The following is a 26,557-nucleotide window of genomic DNA, read 5'->3' on the forward strand; positions in this document are numbered from 1 at the left end:
GACCGCGTTTGGTGAACCAACAGACTACCGCCCCGCAGGTGGTGCTCGCGACCACGCACGGCCGAGGCGACACACGGGCACGGCGCGTGTCGCCTCGAGGGTCCGACACGGTCGAGGGTCTGGCACGATATCGGGGTGCCCACGCCGACCGCCCCTCTCTCGTTGAACAGACGTGGGTTGTTCCGGCTCGCCGGTGCCGCCGTACTCACAGCGGCCACGGCGTCGACCGTCACGGCTTGCGGCGCGGAGGAAATCTCCGGTCCCGCACTCGATTCTCTGACGGCACAGTTGCGCTCCGCTCGCTCCGACGCCGCGGCTGCGTCTTCGGCGGCAACGGTCGCTCCCGATTACGCAGGAGCTCTCGGCGTGGTCGCGGCCCAGCGGACCGAACATGCGGATGCACTCGAGACCGAGATCGCCCGGGCTACCGGAGCGACCACCGACACCTCGTCGGCGACTGCCACGACGACCACGAGCGCGGCCCAGTCCGCGCCGCCACCCGATCTCGGCGCGGTGCGCGATGCGCTGACCGCCTCGGCACGCAGTGCGGCGACCGCCGCCCGCGACGAAAGCGGTTATCGCGCCGGCCTTCTCGGGTCGATCAGTGCCTCGTGCACGGTGTTCGCTCAGGTGGTACTCGCATGAGCGATCTCGGACCCGAACAACAGGGGCTCTTCGATGCACTCGTCGCCGAGTACGCAGCCGTCTTCGCGTACGGGATCGTCGCGGCGTTCTCCAACCCGACCCGAGCAGACATGGTGGCCGCGTGCACCGCGGCACACCGAGCGCGTCGAGACTCGACCATCGACGCACTCCGCGCGGCCAGCGTCACAGCGCCCCTGCCCGATCCGGCATACGCGTCTCCGTTTCCGGTGACCGATGCGATCTCGGCTGTGCAGCTCGCTGTTCAGGCAGAGATCGACACGAGTGTGGCGTGGCGCTCGGCCGTCGAGCGCAGTCGATCCGGCGGCACTCGCGAGATGGGCGTCCAGGCACTGACCGAGGCCGCGATCAGACTGGCCACATGGCAGCAGATCCTCGGCGTCACACCGTCGTCGACGGCTTTTCCCGGTCAGCCGTGACCACGTCGTCCGCCGGACCGGCGGAACGACCCGGCATGAACAGTGCCGCAACCAATCCGATCGCCACCGCCCCTGCGCCTACGAGTAGAGCGGGTGCCAACGCGTCGGTGTATCCAGCGGGGGTGAGTGATCCTCCGTTTCCGATGAACACCGCCGTCAGGACGGCGATTCCGAGCGCAATTCCCACCTCCCGCACAGTGGAGTTCGCACTGCTCGCCGTGGCGTGATCGTCGTCGTCCATGTCTCGCAACACTGCGGTCGCCGAGGGCGCGAAGGTCAACCCCATGCCGACTCCGGCCATCAACAGCGCGGGCACCATCGACAGGTAGGCGGTGTCGGGTCCGAGGATCAGTGCCATCCACACCAGTGACAGCGACTGCAACGCCAGTCCGGACACCAACAAGCCGCGCAGGCCGACTCGATCGGCCACGAGACCCGCAATGGGTGCGACCACCATAGGCGCGGCGGTCCAGGGCAATGTGCGAAGGCCCGCCTCGAACGGGCTGTAGTGCATCACTATCTGCAGGTACTGAGCAAGCAGGAACACGGCCCCGAACATGCCGAGCGAGAACGTGATTCCGATGATGTTCGCCAGCGTGAAACTGCGTGATCGGAAGAGCGTCAACGGCAGTACCGAGAACGGGGTTCGCCATGCTCGGGAGACGAACGCGAGGAGAAGCACCGCAGAGCCGACGAAGCTCGCGAGCACGGTGGTCGATGCCCATCCGTCGTCGTTGCCGTGGACCACCGCCCACACGAGCAAGAACACCCCGCCGCCCGCGAGCACCACACCCAGTAGATCGAGAGGTTGCCTGCGTCCGGTCGACTCGGTCAGGGCGATGTACGCCAGCGGTACCGCGACGAGCGCCACCGGGACGTTGATCCAGAAGATCGCCTGCCAGGAAATACCGTCGACGACCGCACCACCGACGACAGGCCCGAGTGCGACACCGAGGCCCGAGACACCGCCCCAGATTCCGATTGCCATGGCGCGCTTGGCAATCGGGACGACAGCTGCGAGCAGAGTCAGTGACAGCGGCATGATCGCCGCGGCACCGAGGCCCTGTATCGCCCGCGCGGCGATGAGCATTGCCGGACTCGTGGCGAGCGCGCTGGCCACGGAGGCCGCGGTGAACAGCGCTATCCCGCCGAGGAACACCGCGCGCCTGCCCCAGCGATCGCCCAAGGTTGCTGCAGTGAGCATGAATGTCGCGAAGCTCAGTGTGTAGGCGTTGAGGAACCACTGCAGCTGTCCGACCGACGCATTCAGATCCTGCTGAACCACCGGCAGCGCGCTGGTCATCACCAGATTGTCGAGGGTCGCCATGAACATGGGCAGGGATGCGGCGACGATTCCCAGCCACACCGGAATAGACCGAGCGGCGGGGTGCACTGCAGGCGGAGAGGCTGTAGCGGTCATGGCGAACGTCCCGTCTCGAGTTTGTAAGCATCGAATGATTACTTATGATGCGACCGTAAGTTATCGACTGATAACCTGTCAACATGTCCGACACTCCCACGCCCAAGCCCCGAGCAACCCGAATGGACGCGGCCGACCGTCGAGAACTCGTCCTCGACGCCGCGACACGAGCGTTCGCACGCGGGGGCTTTGCCGGGACGAGCACCGATGCGGTGGCCAAGGAAGCGGGCGTGTCGCAGCCGTATGTGGTTCGGATGTTCGGAACCAAAGTCGAATTGTTTCGGCTGGTCTTCCAACGCTCCATCGACGGCATCATGACGGCATTCGACGCAGTGCTCGCTTCGGGGCCTCTGGACCCAGCGGACGACGAGACCTGGGCCGACCTGGGCGGTGCCTACGCCGATCTGGTGGCCGATCGCGACCTCTTGATGGTCATGATGCACGGGTTCGGTGCAGGGTCGGTACCCGAGATCGGCCGCCAGGCACGAGAAGGAATGGGCGCGATCTACAACCAGATCCGCAGCGGTACCGGGTGTTCGGAAGATCAGGCTCGGCAGTTCATCGCACACGGAATGCTGCTCAACGTCTTGTTGTCGATGCAGGCACCGGAGCATCCGGAGGACAGCGAGGGACTGCACGAGATGACGATGTGCGCGTTCGGAACCAAGCTCGTCCCAGCCGATTCCGGACAGCTGTGACGCCTAGGGACGCATCTCGTACCGACCGTCGTACGTGACGACGTCGTTCCAGACCGTCTCGAATCTTGCTGCGTCCACCACCGGCTTGCGTACGGCGTCCAGCGCCCATTTCTGCTGCGCATCGGTCGACGACGGCTTTCCGTACAGCGCGACGGCGTAGCCGGAGAAGTCCCTGATCTGGAAGTCGAAGATCTGGTCCAGCATGTCGGTGGAGATCTCGTCGGCCTGTTCGAGGATCAGGTGGCCGTAGACGACGAGTGAGAACAGATGCCCCACCACGAGCAGGAAGTCGAGGTCCTGTTGCTGCGACTCGTCGGGGGCGCACTCGGCGAGGAACGACGCGAACGCCTGGGCCTGCTCGTAGAAACGACCCACGTTGGGAACACCGGAATGCTTGCGATACACCGGGTTCCAATCGTGGAACCGAACCGAACTCGCGCCGCGAGCGGGGCCTTGGGCGAAGAAGAATCCGTCGTCGACGGCGTCGGTGAACCTGGTGACCTCCGCCTGATCGGTGGGCGAGAACATGTATGCCGGCATGAACTTGAGCATCAGGGCGACGTTGACATGCACCGTTCCCTCGAGTTTCGGCAGTGTTCCGATCAGTTGCGCGGCTTCACGGAAGTAGGTGTTCTTCTCGTACCCCTTGGCGGCGATGACGTCGTGCAGCAAGCGGACCACCGTCTCGCCCTCGGACGTCACCTTGGCCTTGGTCATGGGGTTGAACAACAGGTAGCGCCGGTCGCCGGGACCCGCAGCGCGGAAGTAGTCCAGCGCACGCGCACTGAACAGCTTCATGGCGGTCAGCCGCGAGTAGGCATCAACGAATGCACTGCGCACATGGGGGAATTCGGTGACACGGTTGCCGTACAGAATCCGATTGTTGGCGTGTGTGATCGCCTCGTAGAACGCGTGCTCGCAGATGCCGATCGAGCCGGTGCAGAGGTTGAACTTGCCGACGTTGACTGTGTTCAGTGCAGCCGAGAACGCGTCGGGTCCGGTATGCAGAATGTCCTCGCCGCGAACGGGATAATTCTCGAGCGAGAAGGTGCTGACGTACATCTGGCCGTGAACGACGCTCTCGCGCAACCGATACGCGGGATGCGAGCTGTCGGCGACGAAGAAGACGTACGACTCCGGCCCGTCGATGTCGGTGCGTCTACCGAACACCGACACCATGCCCGCCACGTTGCCGTTACCGATGTAGTACTTCTCCCCTGACACGGTGAACTCGAGGTCGTCGTCGGCGGAGGGGGTCAACAGCATGTCGGTGGAGTAGACGTCGGCACCGTGTGCGCGCTCGGACAATCCGAATGCCATGACGCCGCCGCGGTCGAGCTCACGCGCTGCGCGGCGCTTGGCGTCGTCGTTGTCGCTCATCCAGATCGGGCCGAGGCCGAGCACCGTGACCTGCCAGGTGTACCAGTAGGCCAAGCCGTAGAACCCGAGAATTTCGCTCAGAGCAGCGTTGCGGGCAGCGTCCCAACGAGCGTTGGGCAACCCGTTCGCGTATTCGGCCGGCGTCGAGAACGTGGCGAACAGTTTCTGGGCTGCGACGAACTCGAGGAAGTCGGCGGGCCAGACTCCTTCGAGATCGTCGGCGAGCAGCCTGGCCTTACCGCGATCCTCGAACCAATCGATCAGTGCGCGGAGCTGACGACGAGACTCCTCGTCGAGCTCGGCGGGATCGAAAGTTGTCGGATCGAACAGCGCAAACTGAGCCACGGTGTGACCTCTCCTAGTCGTGTGACCCGAAGCTACCAGCGAGTAGACCGGCGCGTGGGGAGATCGAGCGTGGAGAGATCGGGACGGGCTGTTACGTGGTGGCGCGCACCGCGGCGACGATCTCGTCGACCGCGGAATCGATGTCGAGTTCACGGCTCTCACCCGAGAAGCGGTCCCGGATTTCGACCCTGCCATCGGCCCAACCGCGGCCGAGGACGACGACGAGCGGAACACCGATCAGTTCGGAGTCCTTGAACTTCACGCCGGGCGAGGCCTTGCGGTCGTCGAAGAGAACCTCGATGCCCTGCGAATCGAGTTGCGTTGCAATGGATTCTGCGCCGGCGCGCGCGGCCTCGTCCTTGTTCGCGATCACCAGATGTACGTCGGCGGGTGCTACCTCCGACGGCCACCGAAGGCCCTTGTCGTCGTGCATCTGCTCGGCGATGACGGCCACCAGACGGGAGACACCGACGCCGTAGGAACCCTGTACGAGTCGCACGGGCTTGCCGGTCTCGCCGAGTACGTCGACCGAGAATGCATCGGTGTACTTGTAGCCCAACTGGAAGATGTGCCCGATCTCGATTCCGCGAGCGCTGACCAGCGGCCCCTGTCCGTCGGGTGACATGTCCCCGTCACGCACCTCGGCGGCCTCGATGGTGCCGTCGGGAACGAAGTCGCGGCCGGCCACGAGGTTCACCACGTGCTTGCCCTGCACATCGGCACCGGTGATCCACGATGTTCCGTTCACCACCCGGGGGTCGACGAGGTAGCGAACTCCGTTGGCCTGCAGCGCACGTGGCCCGATGTATCCCTTGATCAGGAACGGGTGAGCAGCAAAGTCCGCGTCGGTCAGCAATGCGAATTCGGCAGGCTCTAGCGATGCTTCGAGACGCTTCTCGTCCACCTCACGGTCACCGGGCAGGCCGATGGCCAGCAGCTCCCACTCGCCACCGGCGGACCGCACCTTGAGCAGGATGTTCTTGAGCGTGTCGGCACCGGTGACGGCACGACCCAGATCTGCGCCGTTCGCCCACTCGACCAGCGTCGCGATGGTGGGAGTGTTGCCCGTCTCGTAGTCGACCGCGGCAGGCTGCCCCTCGATGGCGATGGGGTCCGGTGCCGGGGTAGTGACGGCCTCGACGTTGGCCGCGTATCCCGATTCGATGCACCGAACGTAGGTGTCCTCGCCGATGTCGCTCTCGGCCAGGAATTCCTCGGACGCACTTCCGCCCATCGCGCCGGACGTCGCGGCGACGATGACGTAGCTGACCCCGAGCCTGGCGAAGATGCGCTGGTAAGCGTCGCGGTGTGCGGCGTAGGACCGCTTCAGTCCGTCCTCGTCCATGTCGAAGGAGTAGGAATCCTTCATGACGAACTCGCGTCCGCGCAGAATGCCGGCGCGAGGACGCTCTTCGTCGCGATACTTTGTCTGAATTTGGTACAGCGTGACCGGCAGGTCCTTGTAGGAGTTGTATTCGGCCTTGACCGTCAACGCGAACAACTCTTCGTGGGTCGGACCGAGCAGCATGTCGTTGCCCTTGCGGTCCTGCAACCGGAACAATGCGTCCCCGTATTCGGTCCACCGGTTCGTCGTCTCGTACGGCTCACGCGGCAGCAGGGCGGGCAGCGAAATTTCCTGTGCCCCGATGGCGTTCATTTCCTCGCGCACGACGCGTTCGACCTGTCGCAGCACTCGGAGACCCAGCGGCAGCCACGAGTAGACGCCCGGCGCGATACGACGAACGTAGCCGGCGCGAACCAACAGCTTGTGGCTGTCGACCTCGGCGTCGGCCGGGTCGTCGCGAAGGGTACGAAGGAACAGCTGCGAAAGACGGGTGATCACGGGTTGTCAGACTAGTCGGTGGTGCAGCGCCTGCGGATAGGCGGCCGCGAAGTGAGTAGCCTTGACCCCCGTGCTGATTCTGCTGCCTCCCTCCGAGACGAAGTCCGACGGCGGTTCCGGAGCACCTCTCGATCTGGACCGGTTGTCGTTGCCGTCCCTGCTTCCGCTCCGCCGAACGCTTGCCGACGCCCTGGTCCGGCTCTCCGACGACGTCGACGCGTCCATCACCGCTCTCGGTCTCGGTCCGACCCAGGTGGACGAGATCGAACGAAACGCTCGCCTGTTCGCCTCGCCCACCACTCCGGCCCTGCGCCGGTACACAGGAGTGCTGTACGACGCTCTCGGGGCGTCGACCTTCACCCGTGCCGGACGCGCGCGTGCGGATGCCAGGCTGTGGATCGGGTCGGCACTGTTCGGGGCCGTTCGCGCGTCCGACCCGATTCCGTCCTATCGACTCTCCGGCGGGTCGTCCATTCCGAACTTCGGGACGTTGCGAGCGCACTGGAAGCCTCGACTGTCCGAGGCCCTTCTCACCGAGGCCGAGGGAATCGTCGTCGACCTCCGGTCCGGCACCTATCAACAGCTCGGGCCCATCCCCGGGGCGATCACGGCAACGGTGCTCACCGAGAAGCCCGACGGCAGTCGTTCGGTGGTGAGCCACTTCAACAAGCATCACAAGGGATTGCTCGCACGCGCGCTGACCCTGACCACGGCCGAGCCCAAAGATGTGAAAGCTGTTGCGCGCGTGGCGTCGAAAGCTGGTCTTCGAGTCGAAGTGGCGTCGGACACCGAACTGATCGTGCTCACCGAATGAGCGCCGTTCCGGAACTGCTGCGACAAGGAGCCGACGCATCCGTCGGCAAGAACAAGAGTCAACGCATCGCCGACGACATCGCCGATCGTCTGGTCTCGATGCAAGCGAACGAACTCGGCACGCTGGCACTGACCAACATGGTCGGCACGCTGTACGAGAACGGTTGGCAACCACTGGATCTGATGCATGTGGTCCGGCGTCAGCACACGGTGGCCGTGACGAATCTCGCTGCCGCGGCGCTGCTGCACCATGCCGATCTCATCGAAGCGGACTCCCGCGCCCCGCACGATTGGGTCGATCAGATGTCGGCGATCTGCGAACAGTTCCCGACGGTCGCAGCCCGAGTGGACGCCACTCCCGACTTCCTCACGGCGTACCTCGTGGCGTCCGGCAAGTCCGACTACATCGCCGCCAGCGATCAGTGGCTCGACGTGCTCACGCTGCTCGGCCAGTGGCAAACCCTCCCCCGTTGGCCGCAACTGGGTGCCAAGCCTTCGCAGTGGCCCCGCACACGCTCGTCGGTGCCGACGACCACCGGCTCGGATTCACCGAACAGCAAGATGCTGGCCAAGATTCGCGGTCTGCTGGCCAAGGCCGATGCCACCGATTTCGCGGAGGAAGCCGAGACGCTGACCGCCAAGGCGCAGGAGTTGATGACGCGATACTCGATCGACACGCTGCTGTTGGCCGAGGGTCATCTCGACGTTCGCGGTCGACGGGTGCACATCGACGGTCCGCACGCACCCGCCAAAGCCCAGCTCTTGCACGTCGCCGGTACTGCCAACCGGGTCAAGACGATCTGGGACGCGGAGTACGCCGTTGCGACGCTGGTGGGCGCGCCGGTAGACGTGGAACAGGCCGAGCTCGTCTTCACCTCGTTGCTGGTGCAGGCAACCCGAGCTCTCGGCCACTCGCCCGAAGCCAAGAAGCGAAAGAAGGCCGGCTCGGCCGCATTCGGCAAGGCGTTCCTCTACGCCTACGCCATCCGAATCGGAGATCGTCTCACCGATGCCGACGCGCATGCCCTCGACGAGGCGAGACAGGAATCGGGCGACCTGCTGCCGATTCTCGCGGCACAGACCGTTGCCGTGGAAGCGGAGTTCGACCGCCTCTTTCCCACCGCCAAGCCGATGCGCGGCCCGCGCCTCGATGCCGAAGGATGGGATTCGGGACGAGCCGCGGCCGACCGAGCCGATCTGTCCCGCTGAAACATTCCACGAGGTTCGTCGACCGATTCGGGAACTGTTGTAGCTTCAAGTCAGTTGAGCAGACATGAACCGAACACGCGCAGCTGCTCGACTCACCGTGCCCGTTCTGGTCGCACTGTCCGCCATCGCGGCGTGCGGTACGTCGCCCTCCACCCCGGAGCCGAACGACGTCTCCGTCGCCGCGCAGTCGCCCGACGACCGCTCCGACAGCGTCACCGAATCACGCAACGAAGAAGCAGCGCTGACGCTCTTCGAATCTGCATTCACGGCCGAAGAACCCGCCGCCGCCGCGTCGGTCGTGGCGGAGAACGCCGTCGATCGACCTGGACCAGCGGTGGGGCCCGACGCGATCGTCGCCCGATTCGAGGCCACCCGGACACGGATTCCCGGTGCACGAGCCGTCGTCAAGCATGTCGCGGCCGATGGCAGATGGGTCGCAGTGCACTGGCAGGCCACCGCTGATCCGGAATCCGAGACCACCGGTGAAGCGAACATCGACCTCTTCGCCTTCGACGGCGGCAAGGTCACCGAGCACTGGGCCATGACGCAATCCGTGCCGGCGACGTCGATGAGCGGCAACACCATGTTCAGTGACCTCTACCGCTACCCGACCGCGCCCACCGAGCCGACCGAGGACGAGGAAGAGCGCCGACGCATGTCGGTGACGGCTACCTACGACGCGCTCTTCCGCGAACACGACGCGTCCGTGCTCGCGACCGACTTCGCCCCGTCCTACCTGCAACACAATCCGATTGCGGGCAACGGCACCGCGGCACTGCAACAGTTCTTCGCCGGCGGCGCGCAGTTCCCTGCCTCGGAATCGGTCGTCTCGCTGGCCGACGGCGATCTGGTGTGGACGTTCGCGAAAGCGCCGGGCGCAGCAGAATCCGACCCCTTCGTCGCGGGAGACATCTTCCGGTTCGACGGCGCCATCGTCGAGCACTGGGACGTCGTTCCGGAGTAGCGACCGCTGTCGGTCGATGACCGCCGGCAAGGCAAAATGGACCGGTGCCCGAGACTCTCGACGACATCGTGACCAGGACATCGGAACTACTGGCCGAGCGCGACGTGGCCGCGTTGTCGACCCTGATGGCGGGTCTGTCCACGACGAACGCGGTCAGAATGCTCGAACGGGTCGACTCGGCGCAGCGGGCGGTTCTGTTTCGGCTGTTACCCAAGGACGAGGCCGTCGTCGTGTTCGAGCGCTTCGACGCGACCATTCGCAGCGAGCTGTTCGAAAGTTTGCGTAGCGACGACGTCATCGCCCTGTTCGAGAACCTCGATCCCGACGACCGAGTGGAACTGCTCGACGAGCTGCCCTCCAACATCGCGCATCGCATGATGCTCGGCCTGTCGCCGGCCCAACGGGCGCTCACTGCACCGATGCTGGGCTACGACCGGGGTTCGGTAGGCCGTCGAATGAGTCCGGAGTACGTGCGCCTACGCAACGACACCACGGCAGCCGAGGCTCTCGACGCGGTGCGACGGACCGGTCCCGACGCAGAATCGGTGTACCTGCTGCCCATCACCGACGACCGTCGTACGTTGCTCGGTGTGGTGACGCTCGCCGATCTCGCGACGGCGGATTCGACCACGCCGGTGGGAGAGCTCCATTCGTCGCACCCTGTGGTGCGGGCGGACTCGTCGGCGGAGGTCGCGGCACGTCTGTGTTTCGAGCATCGCAGTCCGGCGGTGGTGGTGGTCGACTCCGAACAGCGCCTGATCGGCATCCTCACCCTCGAGCAGTCCTCTCGCATTCTCGAGGAGGCCGAGGACGAGGACGCAGCCAGGGCGGGCGGTGCGGAACCGCTGCGTCGGCCGTACCTGTCGACGCCGGTCCTGTCCATCGTTCGTTCGCGCGTGGTCTGGCTGCTCGTGTTGGCGTTGTCGGCCATCCTCACCGTGCAGGTGCTCGAGATCTTCGAGCACGCGCTGGCCGCGGTAGTGACGCTCGCGCTGTTCATTCCCCTGCTCACCGGCACGGGCGGAAACACCGGTTCGCAGGCCGCGACCACGGTGACCCGCGCGCTCGCCCTGGGTGACGTCCGCCCGCGCGACATCGCCGCTGTGCTGTTTCGCGAGGTCCGCGTCGGCGCGACGATGGGAGCGATGCTCGGGACGTTGGGGTTCGTCATCGCCGGACTCGTCTACGACTGGCACCTGGGCCTGGTCATCGGCACGACGCTGCTGTCTATATGCACGCTCGCCGCGACGGTCGGCGGTGCGATGCCGCTGATCGCCAAGAAGATCGGCGTCGACCCCGCGGTGTTCTCGACGCCGTTCATCTCGACCTTCTGCGATGCGACCGGCCTGATCGTCTACTTTCTCATCGCGAAGGCCGTACTGGGAGTCTGATCGGCCCCGCTCGTCAGCCCTTCTGGGCGTCCTCCTGCGCGGCCTGCGCCTGGGCCACCTGCTGCGGGGTGAATCGGATGAACAGTGCGGCGATGCCGGCGATCACGGCGCAGACTGCGCAACAGAACAGCGCGAACATGTACCCGGAGCTCAGTGCGTCGAGCTGACTGTCGTTCATCAGAGTCGCCGGCCCGGATATGCCGCCGAGGGACAGTGTCCGCGACGTGACCAGTGCCCCGATGACGGCGAGCGCCAGAGGACCCCCGAGGGTCTGGGCGACCAGCGAGATTGCCGTCAGCGGACCGATTTCGGTGGGGCTCACGCCCGCGATGGCGCACAGCGGCAGCGGCACGACCGTCAGACCGACGCCGAAGCCGATGCCGATCACCGGGAAGAACAACCCCGGGAAGTACGCCGAATCCGCGTCCATCGTCGTCACGGACACCAGCAGCCAGCCGACCATGATGACCGCACCACAGAGAATCAGCCAGCGCGGAGCGATCCGAGTCACCAGTTGCGACGCGAGGAACGCCGCGGCACCGAGACCGAAGGCGAACGGCACGAAAGCCAGGCCGGCATGCAGCGGGCTGTAGCCCAGAATGTCCTGCACGAACAACGCCACATATGCAGCGAGACAGAACATGACCCCGCCGGCGAAGAAGATCGCGACGAAAGTCGCCACTCGATCGCGACTGACGAACAACGAGAACGGCAGCAGCGGGTTCTCGGCCCGTCGCTCGACCAACAGGAACAATCCGAGGAACAGCAGTCCGGCGATCAACGACACGATGACGATCGGGCTCGACCAGCCCAGCTCGGTACCCTCGCTCAGCGCGAGGACCACACCCGTGCAGCCCAGGGTCGCCAGGATCGCGCCCGGCACGTCCAGGGCGAGCTTCGCCCCGACGGTCTCCTGCAGCGACACGACGGCGAGCACGACGATGACGATGCCGATCGGTACGTTGATCAGGAAGATCCAGCGCCACGACACCTCGGTCAGAGCGCCGCCGATGATGAGCCCGGCAATGGACCCGACACCGGTCATGGCGGCGTAGATGGCGATGGCCTGATTTCGCACCGGGCCCGGAGCGAACGTCGTGGCCACCAGTGCGAAGGCCGTGGGCGACGCCACCGCCGCACCCACCCCTTGCAGTGCCCTCGCCGCAACGAGCGTGGCTTCGTTGACTGCCAGTCCGCACAGCAACGAGGCGATCGTGAACAGGACGACGCCGGCGAGGAACATCTTCTTTCGCCCGAAGGCGTCGCCGAGCCTGCCGCCGAGCAACATCAGCCCACCGAATGCCAGCGCGTAGGAGGTCAACACCCAGTTGCGCCCGGCGTCGGACAGACCCAGATCGGCCTGCAGCGGAGCCAAGGCCAGGTTGGCGACGGTGCCGTCGAGAACCACCATCAGTTGCAGCCCGCTCAGGACGATGATCGCCATCCCGAACGCTCGAGTCGTCACCGGGTACTTGATCTCGGCGGCGGAGGTGTTGGACATCGATGACTCAGGCACGAGCGTTCACGTTACCGGCGTGTACAGAGAACCCGGCCACAGTGCCGATGACGACGATCGCCGGCGGCCTGATCTCGGCCTCGCGGACCGCGTCGGCGACGGTGCTCAACGTGGCCCGAACTTCACGTTGGGTGCGCATGGTGCCCTCCTGAACGACGATGACGGGGGTGTCCGACGGGCGGCCGCCCGCCACGAGTACATCGGCGAACAGCCCGATGCGCTCGACGGCCATCAGCAACACGATTGTGCCCTTGAGCTTGGCCAACGCGTCCCAGTCGACCAGAGAATCGGGGTGATCGGGGGCCACGTGACCGCTCACGACGACGAATTCGTGGGTGACGGCGCGATGCGTCACCGGGATTCCGGCCGAGGACGGAACCGAGATCGCGCTGGTGATGCCCGGTACCACCGTGACCGGAATGCCCTCGGCGGCCAGCGCTTCGAGCTCCTCGTAACCGCGACCGAAGACGTACGGGTCACCGCCCTTGAGCCGAACCACGAACTTGCCGGCCTTGGCACCGTCGATCAGCGCCTGGTTGATGGCTTCCTGCGCCATAGCCCGGCCGTACGGAATCTTCGAAGCGTCGATGACCTCGACGTGTGGTCCGAGTTCGGCGAGCAACTCGGGTGGAGCCAGCCGATCGGCCACCACGACGTCCGCGTATGCCAGCAGTCTGCGGCCCCGGACGGTGATCAGATCCGGGTCGCCCGGCCCGCCGCCCACGAGCGCGACACCGGTCAGCGGCGCGTGCGCCGAGTCGGCCACGACGCCGGACTGCAGCGCTTCGACGACGGCATTGCGCACGGCGGCCGATCGGCGATGTTCGCCGCCTGCCAGCACTCCCAGCGTGAGGCCGTCCCATTCGGCCGACGCCGGAGTGACGGCTGTGCCGTCCTTGGCGATGTCGGCACGGACACAGAAAATCTTGGACGCGGTCGCTTCCGCAACAATGGCGATATTGGTCTCGGCCTCGTCGGTGCAGGCGATGGCGTACCAGGCGTCGGCCAGATCGCCGTGGCGGTAATCGCGCAGTTCGAGCGTCACCTGCCCTGCCGTCGCCATTGCCTCCACGGCCGGAGTGGCCTCGCGGGTGACCACGTGGACCACTGCTCCGGACGAGATCAACAGCGGTAGTCGACGCTGTGCGACGGTGCCGCCACCGACCACGACGACGCGCCGCCCTTCGAGATTCAGGCCGACCAGATAGGGAGAGTCAGTCGCGTTCACGAGAGGAAACGCTACCGCGCGCGCTGGACTCGCTTCTCGTCCCATACGGGCTCGGCTGCTTCGTAAACCTGCCCGGTGGCACCGAACACCAGGAATCGATCGAAACTGCGGGCGAACCACCGGTCGTGTGTCACCGCGATCACGGTGCCCTCGAATGCCGCGATGGCGTCTTCGAGCGCATCGGCCGACATCAGGTCGAGGTTGTCGGTCGGCTCGTCGAGCAGCAGCAGCGTGGCGCCGGAGAGCTCGAGCAGAAGAATCTGCACACGTGCCTGCTGCCCGCCCGACAGATTGTCGTAGGACTGTTCGGCCGCGCGGGCCAGACCGTATCGGTCCAACGCTCGGCCGGCGGCCTCACGGCCCATGCCGTCCCGGTGCTCGTTGCCCATGTGAAGGATCTCGAGCAGCGTGTTGCCGGCGAGATCCGGACGCGTGTGCGTCTGCGCGAACAGACCGGGCCGTACCCGGGCCCCGAGTACCGCTGTCCCGGTGTGCGGAACGGGCGCGAGTGCGAGTTCCTGGACCGGCTCGTGCTCCTTCTCGGGATCGGTGCCGCCGTTGGCGAGCAGACGCAGGAAGTGCGATTTGCCCGAGCCGTTGGAACCCAATACCGCCACGCGATCGCCGTACCAGATCTCGGTGTCGAACGGTTTCATCAGTCCGGTCAGTTCCAGGGCCGTGCACACGAGCGCACGCTTGGCCGTTCGACCACCGCGCAACCGGACGGTGACGTGCTGCTTGAGCGGCACGGCCTCGGGCGGTCCGGCCTCCTCGAATTTGGCCAGTCGCGTCTGCGATGCGTGGTAGCGGGCGGCGACGCCGTCGTTGAACTTCGCCTTCTCGCGCAGACGCAACACCAGCGCGCGCAGTTTGACCAATTCCTCGTCCCACCGCCTGCGCAGTTCGTCGAGTCGCGCGTTCCGGTCTTCCCGCGCTGCGTGATACGTCGCGAACCCACCGCCGTGCACCCACGCGGTGGCCCCGCTCACCCCCGGCTCGAGGGTCACGATCCGATTGGCAGCGTTGGCGATGAGCTCCCGGTCGTGGCTGATGAACAGGACGGACTTGTCGGAGTCGCGAATCGTTGCTTCCAGCCAACGTTTGCCGGGCACGTCGAGGTAGTTGTCCGGCTCGTCGAGCAGCAGCAGATCGTCGGTGCCGGCGAACAACGACTCGAGCACGAGCCGCTTCTGCTCACCGCCACTGAGCGTCGAAGCCGCGCGCCACTTCGCCCGATCGAACGGCATACCGAGTGCAGCCGTGGTCACCTTGTCCCAGAACGGTTCCAGGTCGTAGCCGCCCACGTCGCCCCAATCGGACAGGGCCTGCGCGTACTTCATCTGGGTCTTCTCGTCGTCGACCTCGATCATCGTGTTCTCGGCGGCGTCGAGCGCAGCAGCTGCGGACCGCACGGCTGGGGACGCGACCGACAGCAACAGGTCACGCACCGTCGAGTCGTCTCGCAATTGCCCGACGAACTGCCGCATCACCCCGAGCGAACCGGAGCTCGACACCGCGCCCTCGTCGGGAGCCTCGTCGCCCGCCACGATGCGCGTCAACGTCGTCTTACCGGTTCCGTTGGGCCCGATCAATGCGGTCTTGGCACCGTCGCCCACCCGGAAGCCGACGCCGTTGAGCAGCTGCCGTCCGTCAGGCAGGAAGTACACGATGTCGTTGAGTTCGAGATGGGCCACAACGAACCAGCCAACCCCATAAGCCCCTCGATGGCCAATCGTTTTCACCCGAGCATGGCGGGGATGCCTGCTCTAGGCGAGCGCCAGGCTGGACGTTCGTGTCAGGACCTGCTTCCCGGCATCGTCGACGTGGGCATGGTGGACCTGCAGTCGCGCCGAGTCGCCGTGCAGGGTCAGCAGCATGACCCCGTTGTCGAACCACGGGCCCGCCTCTGCCTGCCACTCGACACCCGACGGGCCCACATGGGCGGCCCGCGCGAGCTTCGACAGGATCCTCGCCGCCGGGCGTTTGACGGCAAGTTTGTTGACCGCGCGGATCGGCAGATTCAGCGGATTGCGGAACGGAGACATCGTCAGCTGATACCTCGCAGGCACGTCGCGCCCGCCGACACCGAAGTCGGCGTTGGCGACGTACGAGCAGTGCACGTCTCCCGAGAGCCACATGATCGACGCGGGCTTGTCGTCACCGCGCGAGAGCTCACGCGTCAGGGCAGCCATGTCGTTGAACGAGTTGGTGAATGCGGCCCAGTGCTCGAGGTCGAGTCCGATTCGCATCTTTTCGGCCACCTTGGCCGACCTCGGCCCCCAACTCCCCTGTGCCACAGCCTCGTTCCACTGTTCGAGATGATGCAGTGCCGGCAGCATCAGGTACGGCAGTGACGATCCGAACAGCAGATGCCGGGGCGTCGTCTCGAGTGCGCGCTCGCGGACCCACGCCCATTCCTTCTCGTCGACCATTTCGCGGTTCTCGGGGTCGAGATTTCGTGAGCAGCGTGAGTCGATCATGATCAGACGGGTGTCGCCGAAATCTCGATAGAAGCTCCACCGGCCGGTCTCGGGGGCTCGATCGACACGTAACGCGAAGTCGGCCAACAGTTTCTCGCGATCCGCGTCGGTCTCGGCGGAGCGAACGGCGGCGTACATCTCGTCCCCCGCCAGTTCTTTCGGCGAGAGATTGCCCAGATGTTGATACACCCAGTACGACGAGTACGCCCCGATCACGCGGTCGTTCCACCACGGCCGGGTCTCGATGTCACGACGCCAGGAGGCCGACGAATTCCAGTCGTCGCGCAGATCGTGATCGTCGAGAATCATGCACGACGGGATGCTCGCCAACAGCGTCCGCACCGGCTCGAGTCCCCACGATTCCCGATAGAGCCACGAGTACTCCTCGAAGTCGCAGATCTCGTTCTCCGCGTCGGTGCCGATGGCACTGGTCGGTCCCTCTCCCGACTCCCGTCGCGCCTGCAGTCGTTCGACTATCTCGGGCGACGGGTCGTCGGCGTACACCTGGTCACCCAGAAGCAACAGGGCCTGGGGCCACTGGCCCGGATCCTGCTCGATGAGGGCAGATCCGAGCCCGGCGAGTGCATCGGCACCGATCGTCTTCAGAGACTTCGCGCTGTAATCGTCGCCGCGCCGACAAGACCCGAACGCAAGCGTGACCGGCCCCGCTGCGTCCACGGTGTGGATGCTGGCTCGCTTGCCGTCCTCCGGCCACACCGTGTGCTCGTCGACGAACACCTCGTAGCTCACCGGCGCGTTGGCGGGCAGGCCCTCGAGTGGAACGAGCGCGAAGTGGTGACCGTGCACTCCCCACGTTCGTTCCGATGCTCGGACGCCGACATCGGTGACGACGGTGACGGTGCACGGGTGCGCCATCTCGAACCACAGGGTCGCGGTCTCGGTGCCGACATAACGAACGATCGGGCCGAGTAGAACCAGACTGTCGGAACTCATTCGACCCACAGTGCCCTCGTCGGCTCGCTTTCGCCAGTCAGTGCGGCAGATCCGCCGGTTCTTCGTCCGTCGCGGCCACCGCGACGACCACGGTGGCACCGACTGCCTTCGGAACCAGCAACCGCCGCGCCGAGCCGGCCAACAGAGCCGACGCTTCCGCGACGCTGGCAGTACCGACTGCGTCTCGCACCCGGTCCGACCCGGATTCGGTGACGACTGCGGACAGGTCCGCCGCCGAGAACGTCGCTCCTCGAACACCCATTCTCGACGCGATCGCTGCCACCAGTTCTGCTTTTCGGTCGATCGATGCGATGCTCACCACCGACCAGTTCTCGTCGATCACCTCGGTGATCGCCTGCAGTACCTCGTCGGGTCCGACCCCTGCTCTGGTGCCGATTCCGATGACGACGCCGCGCCTCACACGCACGCGTAATCGTGTGCGGCAGACACGAATCGAGTGATCGACTCGGGGTTTCCCGCCGCGTGCGTGTGCAGATACGACGCGTGGACACCACCCTGCACGAAACCCTCGCGTGCGGCGGTTCTGCCGTCGACCCCATGCTTGTGCCAACCCCACGCCGCCGGTGCGCTCTCTCGGACGTCCACCAGTTTCGTTCGGTGGAATTCGTGGCCGGTGACGCGGCTACCCGCGTCGAACAGCGTCGACGATTCGAGGGCGACGGCATCGCGGTACCCGAGAGTGAGCGTGTTCCCGAATTCCGCGTCGACGTCGACTACTCCGGCCATGGCGTGGCCGTCCAATCTCCGTGCGAGATAGAGCAATCCGGCGCATTCGGCATGTATGGGCAATCCACGGGCCGCCGCTGTCCTGATATCGGCGAGTAGCACTTCGTTCGCCGCGAGGGCGGCGGCATGTTCTTCCGGGAACCCGCCGGGAAGTACCACTCCTGCTGTGCCCGAGGGTAATCCGTCGCGCAGCGGATCGAAGACCGCAACATCTGCGCCGGCGGCCCGGAGCAGTTCGACGTGCTCGGTGTAGCCGAAGGTGAACGCCGGGCCGCCGGCGACAGCGATCACCGGTGCGCCGCCGGACGGTCCGACCTCGAGCGCAGGGTTCCAGGCCGGGACGGTCACCGACGAACGCGCCAGAGCCTCGACCGCCTCGATGTCCACGAACTGTGCGACCAATGCACTCATCGCGTCGACCGCATCGGTAGCGGCACCGCCGTGCTCCACCGCGGTGATCAGCCCCAGATGCCGTGACGGAACGACCAATTCACTCATCCTCGGCAGGGAGCCCAGAACCGGAACACCCACTCGTTCGCAGGCCTGACGGAGCACCTGTTCGTGCCGATCACTGCCGACGCGGTTGAGAATCACACCGCCGATCCGCACACTCGAGTCGTAGGTGGAGAATCCGTGCAGCACGGCGGCGAGGGATTGACTGTGCCCGCGTGCGTCGACCACGAGCACCACCGGCGCGCCGAGCATGGCCGCCACTCGCGCGGTCGAGCCCTCGGCGGACGCCTCCCCCGGACCGGTCATGTCGATCTTGCCGTCGAACAGGCCCATGACGCCTTCGACCACCGCGATGTCGCAGCCGCTGCTGCCGTGCAGAAACAGTGGGCCGATGCGGTCGGCACCGACCATGACTGCGTCGAGATTTCGACCGGGCAGGCCCGCGGCGAGCGAGTGGTAACCGGGATCGATGTAGTCCGGGCCGACCTTGAACGGAGCGACCCGACGGCCGGCACCGCGCAGGGCACCCATCAGTCCGGTGGCGACCGTCGTCTTTCCGCTGCCCGACGCGGGTGCCGCGATCACCACAGCCGGACACGACCGGTTCACCATTCGATGCCCCGCTGCCCTTTTCGACCCGCATCCATCGGGTGCTTGACCTTGGTCATCTCGGTGACGAGGTCGGCGGCCGCGATCAACTCCGGCGGAGCGTCGCGGCCGGTGATGACGACATGTTGGTTGCCCGGCCGATGTGTCAGCACCTCGACCACCTCCGCGACGTCGACCCAGCCCCACTTGAGTGGATAGGTGAATTCGTCCAACACGTAGAAGCGATGGGATTGCTGCTCGATGCGCCGTGCGATCTCACGCCAGCCTTCGGCCGCGGCGTCGGCGTGGTCGACCTCGCTGCCCTTCTTGCGAGTCCACGACCACCCCTCGCCCATCTTGTGCCATTCGACAGCGCCGCCGATTCCGGTGCTCTCGTGCGCGTCGCCCAGAGCACGAAATGCCGCTTCCTCGCCCACCTTCCACTTCGCACTCTTGACGAACTGGAACACGCCGACGTCGAAACCCTGGTTCCAGGCCCGCAACGCCATTCCGAACGCAGCGGTCGATTTCCCTTTGCCGGGACCGGTGTGGACGGCGAGCACCGGCAGATTGCGGCGCTGACGCGTCGTGAGGCCGTCCTCCGGAACGGTTCCCGGAGCAGGTACTCCCTGTGGCATCGCGTGTCCCCCTACGCCGCTGCGCGAACGACGGCAGTGACCTGCTCGGCCGACAGGTCCGCGAGCGCCACGTATCCGCCTCCGAGACAGCCGGCGAAGTCCGCGGCCAATCCCAGGCGCACCATGCCCGACTCGCAGTCGACGACGACCGACGCGATCTTGTCCGCCGCGATGCGGCGGGCGGCGATTCGCGCCCGACCGACGGGATCGGTGCCGCCCGTGGCACGCCCATCCGTCAGAGCGACCACCAACGCGCGCCGCAGCGGGTCTCGAACCTTCTCGCGCAGCACCAACTCTCGCGCGGTCAGGAATCCCTGCGCCAACGGAGACTTGCCCCCGGTCTTCATCTTTCGCAGCCGCGTCACGGCGACATCGACCGAGGACGTCGGCGGCAGTACTGTCTCGGCCTCGGTGCCGCGCACGGTGATGACCGCGACCTTGTCGCGCCGTTGATAGGCGTCACGGAGCAGTGAGAGCACCGCACCCGTCACCGCCGACAGTCGGTCTCGCGCAGCCATGGATCCCGACGCGTCGACGACGAAGACGATGAGATTGCCCTCGCGTCCCTCCTTGACGGCTCCGCGCAGGTCCTCGGGCGCGAGCCGCAGCCGCCCGGACGTGCGCCCGCGCACCACCTGCTGCTCGGCTGCCGCGAACAACGTACCGATCAGATGCAGACCCCGGCCCGGTTCGACGGTGGGACGAACCGACCGTCCGTACGAGGACCTCGACCGCGAGCGCCTACCCGGAGCACCTTCACCGACCCCCGGGAGTTCGATGAGCCGCGCCTTGAACTGCGCGCCCGGCGTTCCCGCCTGCCGATCGCGGCCCGCACCGGTCGGGGCCTTGTCCTGGCTGTCGGCCGGTTCCTGCGGCGTGTCGGATTCCGTACTCGACGGCGCGTCGGGAGTTTCGGCCGCGTCGGGCTTCGGTGCTCCTCCATCACCGTCGGGATCCGGCTCCGGCTCGGGATCGGGTTGCTGCTCGGCCTGTTCGGCGGCGTCGCGCATGGCGTCGTCGAGCTGCTTGTCGTCTATACCCGGCTCGTCGAAGGGGTCGCGTCGACGCCTGTGCGGTAGCGCCAATTCGGCCGCGACGCGCACGTCCTCCTCGGTCACCTCGCTCGCGCCTCGCCACGCGGCGTGGGCCGAGGCCGTACGCGCGACCACCAGGTCTGCGCGCATACCGTCGACGTCGAACGATGCGCACAGCGCGGCGATGCGCCGAAGTTCCTTGTCGCTCAACACCACATCATCGAGGATCGTGCGTGCGGCTACGATCTGCGCTGCAACGGCGGCGTCCTCGTCGACGTACGCTGCCGCGAACGCGTGGGGATCACGCTCGTAGTTCATTCGCCTGCGCACGACGTTCATGCGCACGTCCACATCACGCGACGCGGTGACCTCGACCGCCAGACCGAATCGGTCGAGCAACTGTGGCCGGAGCTCTCCCTCCTCGGGATTCATCGTGCCCACGAGAACGAATTGTGCTGGGTGAGAATGCGATACGCCGTCTCGTTCGACGTGTACGCGACCCATCGCCGCCGCGTCGAGCAGGACGTCCACAAGATGGTCGTGCAACAGGTTCACTTCGTCGACGTAGAGCACGCCGCGGTGTGCTGCTGCGAGCAGGCCGGGTTGGAATGCTCGTTCCCCGTCGCGCAGTACCTTCTCGAGGTCGATGGACCCCACCACGCGGTCCTCGGTCGCTCCCACCGGAAGCTCGACCAGCTTGGCCGGGCGGGCACCGTCCTCGTCCTCGACGGCCGGCAGCAGAGTTGCGAGCGCGCGAACCACCGTCGATTTCGCGGTCCCCTTCTCGCCGCGCACCAGCACACCGCCGATACCGGGGTGCACCGCGCACAGGATCAACGACAACCGCAGCTGATCCTGGCCGACGATCGCACTGAACGGATACCCCGGTTCGGGGACACTGCTCTCTCGCTGCACAACCAATTCCCTTCGTGCTCGGAGTTCCGCGCCGAGCGTTCGGTGGACTACACGAAGCCGGGCGGCGATCTGGCTGACAGGAGAACACTCCTGATCACAGTGGCGGGACCGCGCCTGATTCTCACAGGACTTCTCCGCACTCGACTTCGAACGGAACACTACCGCCGAACGAACGAATGCCACACACGCCTGGACGTGTGTGGCATTCGTAGCTTCGGATCCGAACGGGCTGTTACGCCTCGCTCCAGGCGGTGCCGCCACCGCGACGCATCGGAGTGTGCGGAATACCGTCCTCGAGTACTTCCTCGCCGTCGGGCAGGAAGCCGTGCTTGGCGTACATGTCGACGAGGTAGCTCTGCGCGTTGATCCGGCACGGTGCCGAACCGACCTCGGCCAGGGCGGCCCGCAGAATTCGCGTGGTGTGTCCCTGTCCCCTGGCCGAGCGCTGGGTGCACAGGCGGCCGATACGGAACGCCTTCTCGCCGTCGTCGTGCTCTTCGAGCAGACGCAGAGTGCACACCACTTCACCGTCTCGTTCGAGCCAGAAGTGCCGCGTCTCGGTCAGCAGGTCGCGTCCGTCCAACTCCGGATAGGCGCAGGCCTGCTCGACCACGAACACCTCGACACGCAGCTTCAACAGGTCGTACAACGTGCTGTTGGACAGGTCTAGTGCCCACGATCGTTTGAGAGCTGCTGCTTGCGTATTCATACCTTTTGCTATCACACACCCGTGTGCTGTGCGAGCTCACGCGAACTTTCCAGCTCCAGCGTCTTCGAGGTCCAGGCCCAGACCTCGTCGAACAGCGAGCTGTTCTGAGCCAGTTTGACCCCCAGGGACGGGACCATTTCCTTGAGCTTGGGCTGCCACGCGTCGTACTTGTCTCCGAAGCACCGCTGGAGCACGTCCAGCATGGCCGGTACGGCTGTCGATGCGCCGGGAGAGGCACCGAGCAGGCCCGCGATGCTGCCGTCGGCAGCGTTGACCACAGCGGTACCGAACTCGAGAACGCCGCCGCGTCCCTTCTTCCGGATCACCTGGACACGCTGACCGGCCGTGACCAGCTCCCAGTCCTTGGCGACGACGGTCGGCGCGAACTCCCGCAGAGTCTCGACCCGATCGGCCTGCGACTGAGCCAACTCGCTCACCAGGTACTTCACGAGCCCGAGCTCGGTCACGCCGACGCCGAGCATCGACATCAGGTTGCCCGGCTTGACCGAGCCGGGCAGATCGGTGATCTTGCCCTGCTTGAGGAACTTCGGTGACCATCCCGCGTACGGGCCGAACAACAATCCCTGCTGGCCGTTGATGACGCGCGTGTCGAGGTGCGGCACCGACATCGGCGGTGCTCCCACCGAGGCCTTTCCGTACACCTTGGCCGAGTGCTGCTCGATCAGTTCGGGGTTGGTGCACCGCAGCCATTCGCCGCTGACGGGGAATCCGCCGAAGCCCTTGATCTCGGCGATGCCCGACTTCTGCAGCAGGTGCAGCGCGCCGCCGCCCGCCCCGACGAACACGAACTTGGCGTTGACGGTCTTCTTGGCACCGGTGCGCTGGTTCGCCACCTTGACGTCCCACGTGCCGTCGGACTGCTTGGTGATGTTGCGCACATCGTGCCCGAAGTGCACGGTGCCACCCGCCGCGGACAGGTAGTTCAGCAGCTGCTTGGTGAGTGCACCGAAGTCGACGTCGGTGCCTTCCTGACTCCAGTTGAGCGCGACCGGATCGGAGAAGTCACGGCCACGAGCCATCAGCGGCAGTCGCGCGGTGAACTCGTCCTTGGAATCGATGTACTCCATGCCGGCGAACAGGGGGTTGCCGACGAGCGCCTCGTAGCGCGCCCGCAGGTACTTCACGTTGTCCTCGCCGTGCACGAAGCTCACGTGCGGGATCGGGTTGATGAAGTTCTTGGCGTCGGAGAGGACGCCGGTCTCGATGCCGTGGGCCCAGAACTGCCGCGAAACCTGGAACTGCTCGTTGACGTTGAGCGCCTTGGCGATATCGACGCTGCCGTCTTTGTTCTGCGGCGTGTAGTTGAGCTCGCAGAGCGCCGAGTGCCCGGTGCCCGCGTTGTTCCACGCGTCGCTGCTTTCGGCCGCTGCGGCGTCGAGACGTTCGTAGACGTCGATCGACCAGTTCGGCTCGAGCTGACGGAGCAGCGCACCGAGGGTGGCGCTCATGATTCCGGCACCGACCAGAACGACGTCGGTCTTGATCCGCTTACCCTGCTCATCTGTGGACACTGGAGAATCGACTTCCTTGTCTGTAAAGGTCTCGGCCGGTGGCGGTATCGGTCCGAGAACTCTTCTGTAGAGGGTTACTCACCCGATGCGGTCAGGTTACTAGCTGGGCCTACCCCATCGGACACCACGTCAACCTGCTCTCGATTGTGCTCCTCGGACGCTGTCGGCGGCGCCCACTACAGTTGTGATCTGTGACTACCTGGGTTCCCGATGTCCTCGGCGACGGCTACGAACAGACGACCATCCCACTCGGAGACGATCCGGACGGCGAGGGCCAGGTCGAGGCCACTCTGGTGCGGTATCAACCGCCGGGTGTCGCCAACTTCGACCGCGCGGTCATCTATGTCCACGGATTCACCGACTACTTCTTCCAGCGACACATCGCCGAGCATTTCTCCGCCAAGGGATACGCGTTCTACGCGCTCGACCTGCGCAAATGTGGACGATCGCGCCGTGAGGGCCAGACTGCACACTTCGTGACCGATCTGGCGATGTACGACGCCGAGCTGAACGAGGCGCTGAGCCTGGTGCGCGCCGAGCGCGCGGACGCGCCGGTGCTGCTGATGGCGCACTCCACCGGTGGCCTCGTGTTGCCGCTGTGGCTCAACCGTCTCAACCGTCAGGAAGGCGGCTCGTCCGGGTTGGGCCTGGCAGGCGTCGTCCTCAACAGCCCCTGGTTCGACCTGCAGGGCCCGCCTGCGATACGTAGCGTCGGTACCGCGGCGATCGACGTCATCGGCAGATTCCGGGCCAAGACCCCGGTTCCCGGGGGCGGCTTGGACACCTACGGCCTTTCCCTTGCGGCATCGGAGCAGGGCGAGTGGGATTACGACCTGGACTGGAAACCCCTCGCCGGCTTCCCCATCACCTTCGGCTGGATCCGTGCGGTCCGGCACGGGCATGCCGAGCTGCACCGCGGCCTCGATATCGGAATTCCCTCGCTGATCCTTCGCTCGAAAGTGACGCATTTCTCTCGCCGCTACAGCTCGGCCGTCGACGCGGCCGATGCCGTTCTCGACGTCCGGCAGATCGCCCGTTGGGCCGGCTGCCTGGGTGATCGAACCTCCATCGTCCCCATCGAGGGCGCACGCCACGACGTCTTCCTGTCCACCGAGGGCCCTCGCGCCCAGGCCTTCGAGGAAATGGACGAATGGCTCGAGTGGTTGCACCGAGGAGAGAAGACCGACCACGCGTCGGGCAAGGACCACACCGAGATCGGACACATTTCATGACTGAGCACTTCGACGTCGTCATCATCGGCTCCGGCTCGGGAAACTCGATCGTCGATCAGAGGTTCGACGACAAGAAGGTCGCCCTGATCGAGGAGAATTCGACGTTCGGCGGAACCTGCCTCAACGTCGGCTGTATCCCCACCAAGATGTACGTCTACGCGGCCGAGGTCGCCCGTACCGTGCGAGATTCCGCCAAGTACGGCATCGATGCACACGTCGACGCGGTCCGCTGGCCGGACATCGTCGAGCGGGTCTTCGGACGCATCGACCCCATCTCCGAGGGCGGTAAGCGATACCGGGCCGAGGGCAGCCCCAACGTGACGCTGTTCCAGGGTCACGCGAGCTTTGTCGGGCCGCGCACCATCGACACCGGAACCGGCGCGACCATCACGGCCGACCGGATCGTCATCGCGGCCGGCTCGCGTCCCATCGTGCCGCAATCGATCGAAGATTCCGGTGTCGACTACCACACCAACAACGACGTCATGCGTCTACCGGCACTGCCCGAACACCTCGTGATCCTCGGATCCGGTTACATCGCAGCCGAATTCGCGCACGTCTTCTCCGCACTCGGGTCGAAGGTGTCGATCGTCGCGCGCAAGGATTCGCTGCTGCGCGCGTTGGATGCCGATATCGCGAAGCGATTCACCGAGCTCGCCCGGGCCAAGTGGGACGTTCACCTCGACTCCGGTGACACGCGCGGGATTTCCGAGGGCGGACTGCACGGCGTCGAACTCTCGGACGGCACCAAGGTCCTCGGAGACGCGTTTCTCGTGGCCGTCGGCCGCCAGCCCAACGGCGACCGACTGAATCTCGGTGCTGCCGGGATCGAGCTGGACGACGAGGGCCGCATCGTGGTCGACGAGTTCGGCCGCACCACAGCCGAGGGCGTCTTCGCACTGGGCGACGTCTCCTCGCCGTACCAGCTCAAGCATGTGGCCAATCAGGAAGCGCGCGTCGTCCAGCACAACCTGTTGCAGGACGCCTGGCACGGCGACACGTCCGCGTTGCGTACCTACGATCACCGCTTCGTTCCCGCTGCCGTGTTCACCGATCCGCAGATCGCGGAGGTGGGTATGACCGAGGAACAGGCCCGAGACGCAGGGCTCGACATCACGGTGAAGGTCCAGAACTACGGCGACGTCGCCTTCGGCTGGGCGATGGAGGACAGCGAAGGGCTGTGCAAGATCATCGCCGAGAAGGGCACCGGCAAGATACTCGGGGCTCACATCATCGGAGCTCAGGCCCCGACTCTCATCCAGCCGCTCATCCAGGCGATGAGCTTCGGACTGTCCGCCCAGGACATGGCCCGTGGTCAGTACTGGATCCACCCAGGACTGCCCGAGGTGGTCGAGAACGCCCTCCTGGGCCTCGACCTGTAGGTTT

Annotated in this window: 22 protein-coding genes and 1 riboswitch; of the genes, 9 read left to right on the forward strand and 13 right to left on the reverse strand. The window is 65.8% G+C overall.

Annotation, left to right across the window (positions count from 1 at the left end; genetic code table 11):
- Positions 1 to 135 precede the first annotated feature (135 nt).
- Positions 136 to 645, forward strand: a complete 510-nt coding sequence (locus AB0P23_RS03590) for a hypothetical protein (protein ID WP_027496743.1) — start codon at positions 136 to 138, stop codon at positions 643 to 645.
- A complete protein-coding gene (locus AB0P23_RS03595) occupies positions 642 to 1,082 on the forward strand; it encodes a ferritin-like domain-containing protein (RefSeq protein ID WP_363796816.1) in 441 nt (146 codons plus the stop codon). Before AB0P23_RS03590 ends, AB0P23_RS03595 begins: the two co-directional genes overlap by 4 nt.
- Here the strand turns inward: AB0P23_RS03595 and AB0P23_RS03600 are convergent.
- Complete coding sequence (locus AB0P23_RS03600) at positions 1,045 to 2,502, reverse strand: MFS transporter (protein WP_051365127.1); 1,458 nt, start codon at positions 2,500 to 2,502, stop codon at positions 1,045 to 1,047. The two genes, AB0P23_RS03595 and AB0P23_RS03600, sit on opposite strands and share 38 nt — an antisense overlap.
- Positions 2,503 to 2,585: 83 nt before the next feature.
- On the opposite strand from AB0P23_RS03600, the gene AB0P23_RS03605 reads away from it, so the two are divergent.
- Positions 2,586 to 3,200, forward strand: a complete 615-nt coding sequence (locus AB0P23_RS03605; RefSeq protein ID WP_032370810.1) for a TetR/AcrR family transcriptional regulator — start codon at positions 2,586 to 2,588, stop codon at positions 3,198 to 3,200.
- A gap of 3 nt (positions 3,201 to 3,203) precedes the next feature.
- Here the strand turns inward: AB0P23_RS03605 and AB0P23_RS03610 are convergent, their stop codons facing one another.
- Both AB0P23_RS03610 and AB0P23_RS03615 read right to left on the reverse strand, forming a co-directional pair.
- Positions 3,204 to 4,925 carry an acyl-CoA dehydrogenase family protein gene (locus tag AB0P23_RS03610; protein WP_057474085.1) on the reverse strand — a complete coding sequence of 574 codons (1,722 nt, stop codon included), beginning with the start codon at positions 4,923 to 4,925 and terminating at the stop codon, positions 3,204 to 3,206.
- A gap of 91 nt (positions 4,926 to 5,016) precedes the next feature.
- On the reverse strand, positions 5,017 to 6,768 hold the full coding sequence (locus tag AB0P23_RS03615; RefSeq protein WP_167327077.1) for a proline--tRNA ligase: 1,752 nt from the start codon (positions 6,766 to 6,768) through the stop codon (positions 5,017 to 5,019).
- 70 nt (positions 6,769 to 6,838) lie between these two features.
- Between AB0P23_RS03615 and yaaA the strand changes: the two genes are divergently transcribed.
- The 4 genes from yaaA to mgtE all read left to right on the forward strand — a co-directional run bounded on the left by yaaA (position 6,839) and on the right by mgtE (position 11,145).
- Positions 6,839 to 7,582 carry a peroxide stress protein YaaA gene (gene yaaA, locus AB0P23_RS03620; RefSeq protein ID WP_027496738.1) on the forward strand — a complete coding sequence of 248 codons (744 nt, stop codon included), beginning with the start codon at positions 6,839 to 6,841 and terminating at the stop codon, positions 7,580 to 7,582.
- On the forward strand, positions 7,579 to 8,790 hold the full coding sequence (locus AB0P23_RS03625; RefSeq protein WP_027496737.1) for a DUF2786 domain-containing protein: 1,212 nt from the start codon (positions 7,579 to 7,581) through the stop codon (positions 8,788 to 8,790). The genes yaaA and AB0P23_RS03625 overlap by 4 nt, the downstream gene beginning before the upstream one ends.
- 64 nt (positions 8,791 to 8,854) lie before the next feature.
- A complete protein-coding gene (locus tag AB0P23_RS03630; RefSeq protein ID WP_027496736.1) occupies positions 8,855 to 9,754 on the forward strand; it encodes a nuclear transport factor 2 family protein in 900 nt (299 codons plus the stop codon).
- 44 nt (positions 9,755 to 9,798) lie between these two features.
- The gene (gene mgtE, locus AB0P23_RS03635) at positions 9,799 to 11,145 is read left to right on the forward strand and encodes a magnesium transporter (RefSeq protein ID WP_051365126.1); all 1,347 of its coding nucleotides are present in this window, start codon (positions 9,799 to 9,801) and stop codon (positions 11,143 to 11,145) included.
- A gap of 13 nt (positions 11,146 to 11,158) precedes the next feature.
- Here mgtE and AB0P23_RS03640 read toward each other — a convergent pair whose 3' ends face one another.
- The 10 genes from AB0P23_RS03640 to mqo form a co-directional block, all read right to left on the reverse strand.
- Positions 11,159 to 12,646: an MFS transporter gene (locus AB0P23_RS03640; RefSeq protein WP_032372610.1), complete on the reverse strand. Its 1,488-nt coding sequence runs from the start codon at positions 12,644 to 12,646 to the stop codon at positions 11,159 to 11,161.
- A 7-nt stretch (positions 12,647 to 12,653) separates the two neighbouring features.
- Positions 12,654 to 13,934 (reverse strand): uroporphyrinogen-III C-methyltransferase, encoded by a 1,281-nt coding sequence (gene cobA / locus AB0P23_RS03645; protein ID WP_048318323.1) that lies wholly within the window; start codon positions 13,932 to 13,934, stop codon positions 12,654 to 12,656.
- Positions 13,901 to 15,583, reverse strand: a complete 1,683-nt coding sequence (locus AB0P23_RS03650) for an ATP-binding cassette domain-containing protein (protein WP_032366426.1) — start codon at positions 15,581 to 15,583, stop codon at positions 13,901 to 13,903. The genes cobA and AB0P23_RS03650 overlap by 34 nt, the downstream gene beginning before the upstream one ends.
- Before the next feature lie 72 nt (positions 15,584 to 15,655).
- On the reverse strand, positions 15,656 to 17,323 hold the full coding sequence (locus AB0P23_RS03655; RefSeq protein ID WP_363796821.1) for an alkaline phosphatase D family protein: 1,668 nt from the start codon (positions 17,321 to 17,323) through the stop codon (positions 15,656 to 15,658).
- Between the two features lie 37 nt (positions 17,324 to 17,360).
- A complete protein-coding gene (locus AB0P23_RS03660; RefSeq protein WP_052062837.1) occupies positions 17,361 to 17,750 on the reverse strand; it encodes a cobalamin biosynthesis protein in 390 nt (129 codons plus the stop codon).
- Positions 17,741 to 19,135 (reverse strand): cobyrinate a,c-diamide synthase, encoded by a 1,395-nt coding sequence (locus AB0P23_RS03665; RefSeq protein WP_032372613.1) that lies wholly within the window; start codon positions 19,133 to 19,135, stop codon positions 17,741 to 17,743. Before AB0P23_RS03665 ends, AB0P23_RS03660 begins: the two co-directional genes overlap by 10 nt.
- The gene (cobO, locus tag AB0P23_RS03670; protein ID WP_027496729.1) at positions 19,129 to 19,749 is read right to left on the reverse strand and encodes a cob(I)yrinic acid a,c-diamide adenosyltransferase; all 621 of its coding nucleotides are present in this window, start codon (positions 19,747 to 19,749) and stop codon (positions 19,129 to 19,131) included. The genes AB0P23_RS03665 and cobO overlap by 7 nt, the downstream gene beginning before the upstream one ends.
- Positions 19,750 to 19,760: 11 nt before the next feature.
- Positions 19,761 to 21,704 carry a magnesium chelatase subunit D family protein gene (locus AB0P23_RS03675; protein WP_363796824.1) on the reverse strand — a complete coding sequence of 648 codons (1,944 nt, stop codon included), beginning with the start codon at positions 21,702 to 21,704 and terminating at the stop codon, positions 19,761 to 19,763.
- Positions 21,705 to 21,743: 39 nt separating this feature from the next.
- Positions 21,744 to 21,879: riboswitch (cobalamin riboswitch) on the reverse strand.
- Positions 21,880 to 21,930: 51 nt separating this feature from the next.
- Positions 21,931 to 22,407, reverse strand: a complete 477-nt coding sequence (locus AB0P23_RS03680) for a GNAT family N-acetyltransferase (protein WP_027496727.1) — start codon at positions 22,405 to 22,407, stop codon at positions 21,931 to 21,933.
- Between the two features lie 11 nt (positions 22,408 to 22,418).
- Positions 22,419 to 23,939 carry a malate dehydrogenase (quinone) gene (gene mqo / locus AB0P23_RS03685; protein ID WP_027496726.1) on the reverse strand — a complete coding sequence of 507 codons (1,521 nt, stop codon included), beginning with the start codon at positions 23,937 to 23,939 and terminating at the stop codon, positions 22,419 to 22,421.
- A gap of 191 nt (positions 23,940 to 24,130) precedes the next feature.
- Between mqo and AB0P23_RS03690 the strand changes: the two genes are divergently transcribed.
- Both AB0P23_RS03690 and mtr read left to right on the forward strand, forming a co-directional pair.
- Entirely contained in the window at positions 24,131 to 25,171 is a 1,041-nt protein-coding gene (locus AB0P23_RS03690) for an alpha/beta hydrolase (RefSeq protein WP_032372615.1), read from the forward strand.
- Positions 25,168 to 26,553, forward strand: a complete 1,386-nt coding sequence (mtr, locus tag AB0P23_RS03695; protein ID WP_283550149.1) for a mycothione reductase — start codon at positions 25,168 to 25,170, stop codon at positions 26,551 to 26,553. Before AB0P23_RS03690 ends, mtr begins: the two co-directional genes overlap by 4 nt.
- Positions 26,554 to 26,557 lie beyond the last annotated feature (4 nt).

This window comes from Rhodococcus sp. NPDC077669, assembly GCF_040686915.1.
Classification (GTDB): Bacteria; Actinomycetota; Actinomycetes; order Mycobacteriales; family Mycobacteriaceae; genus Rhodococcoides; species Rhodococcoides fascians.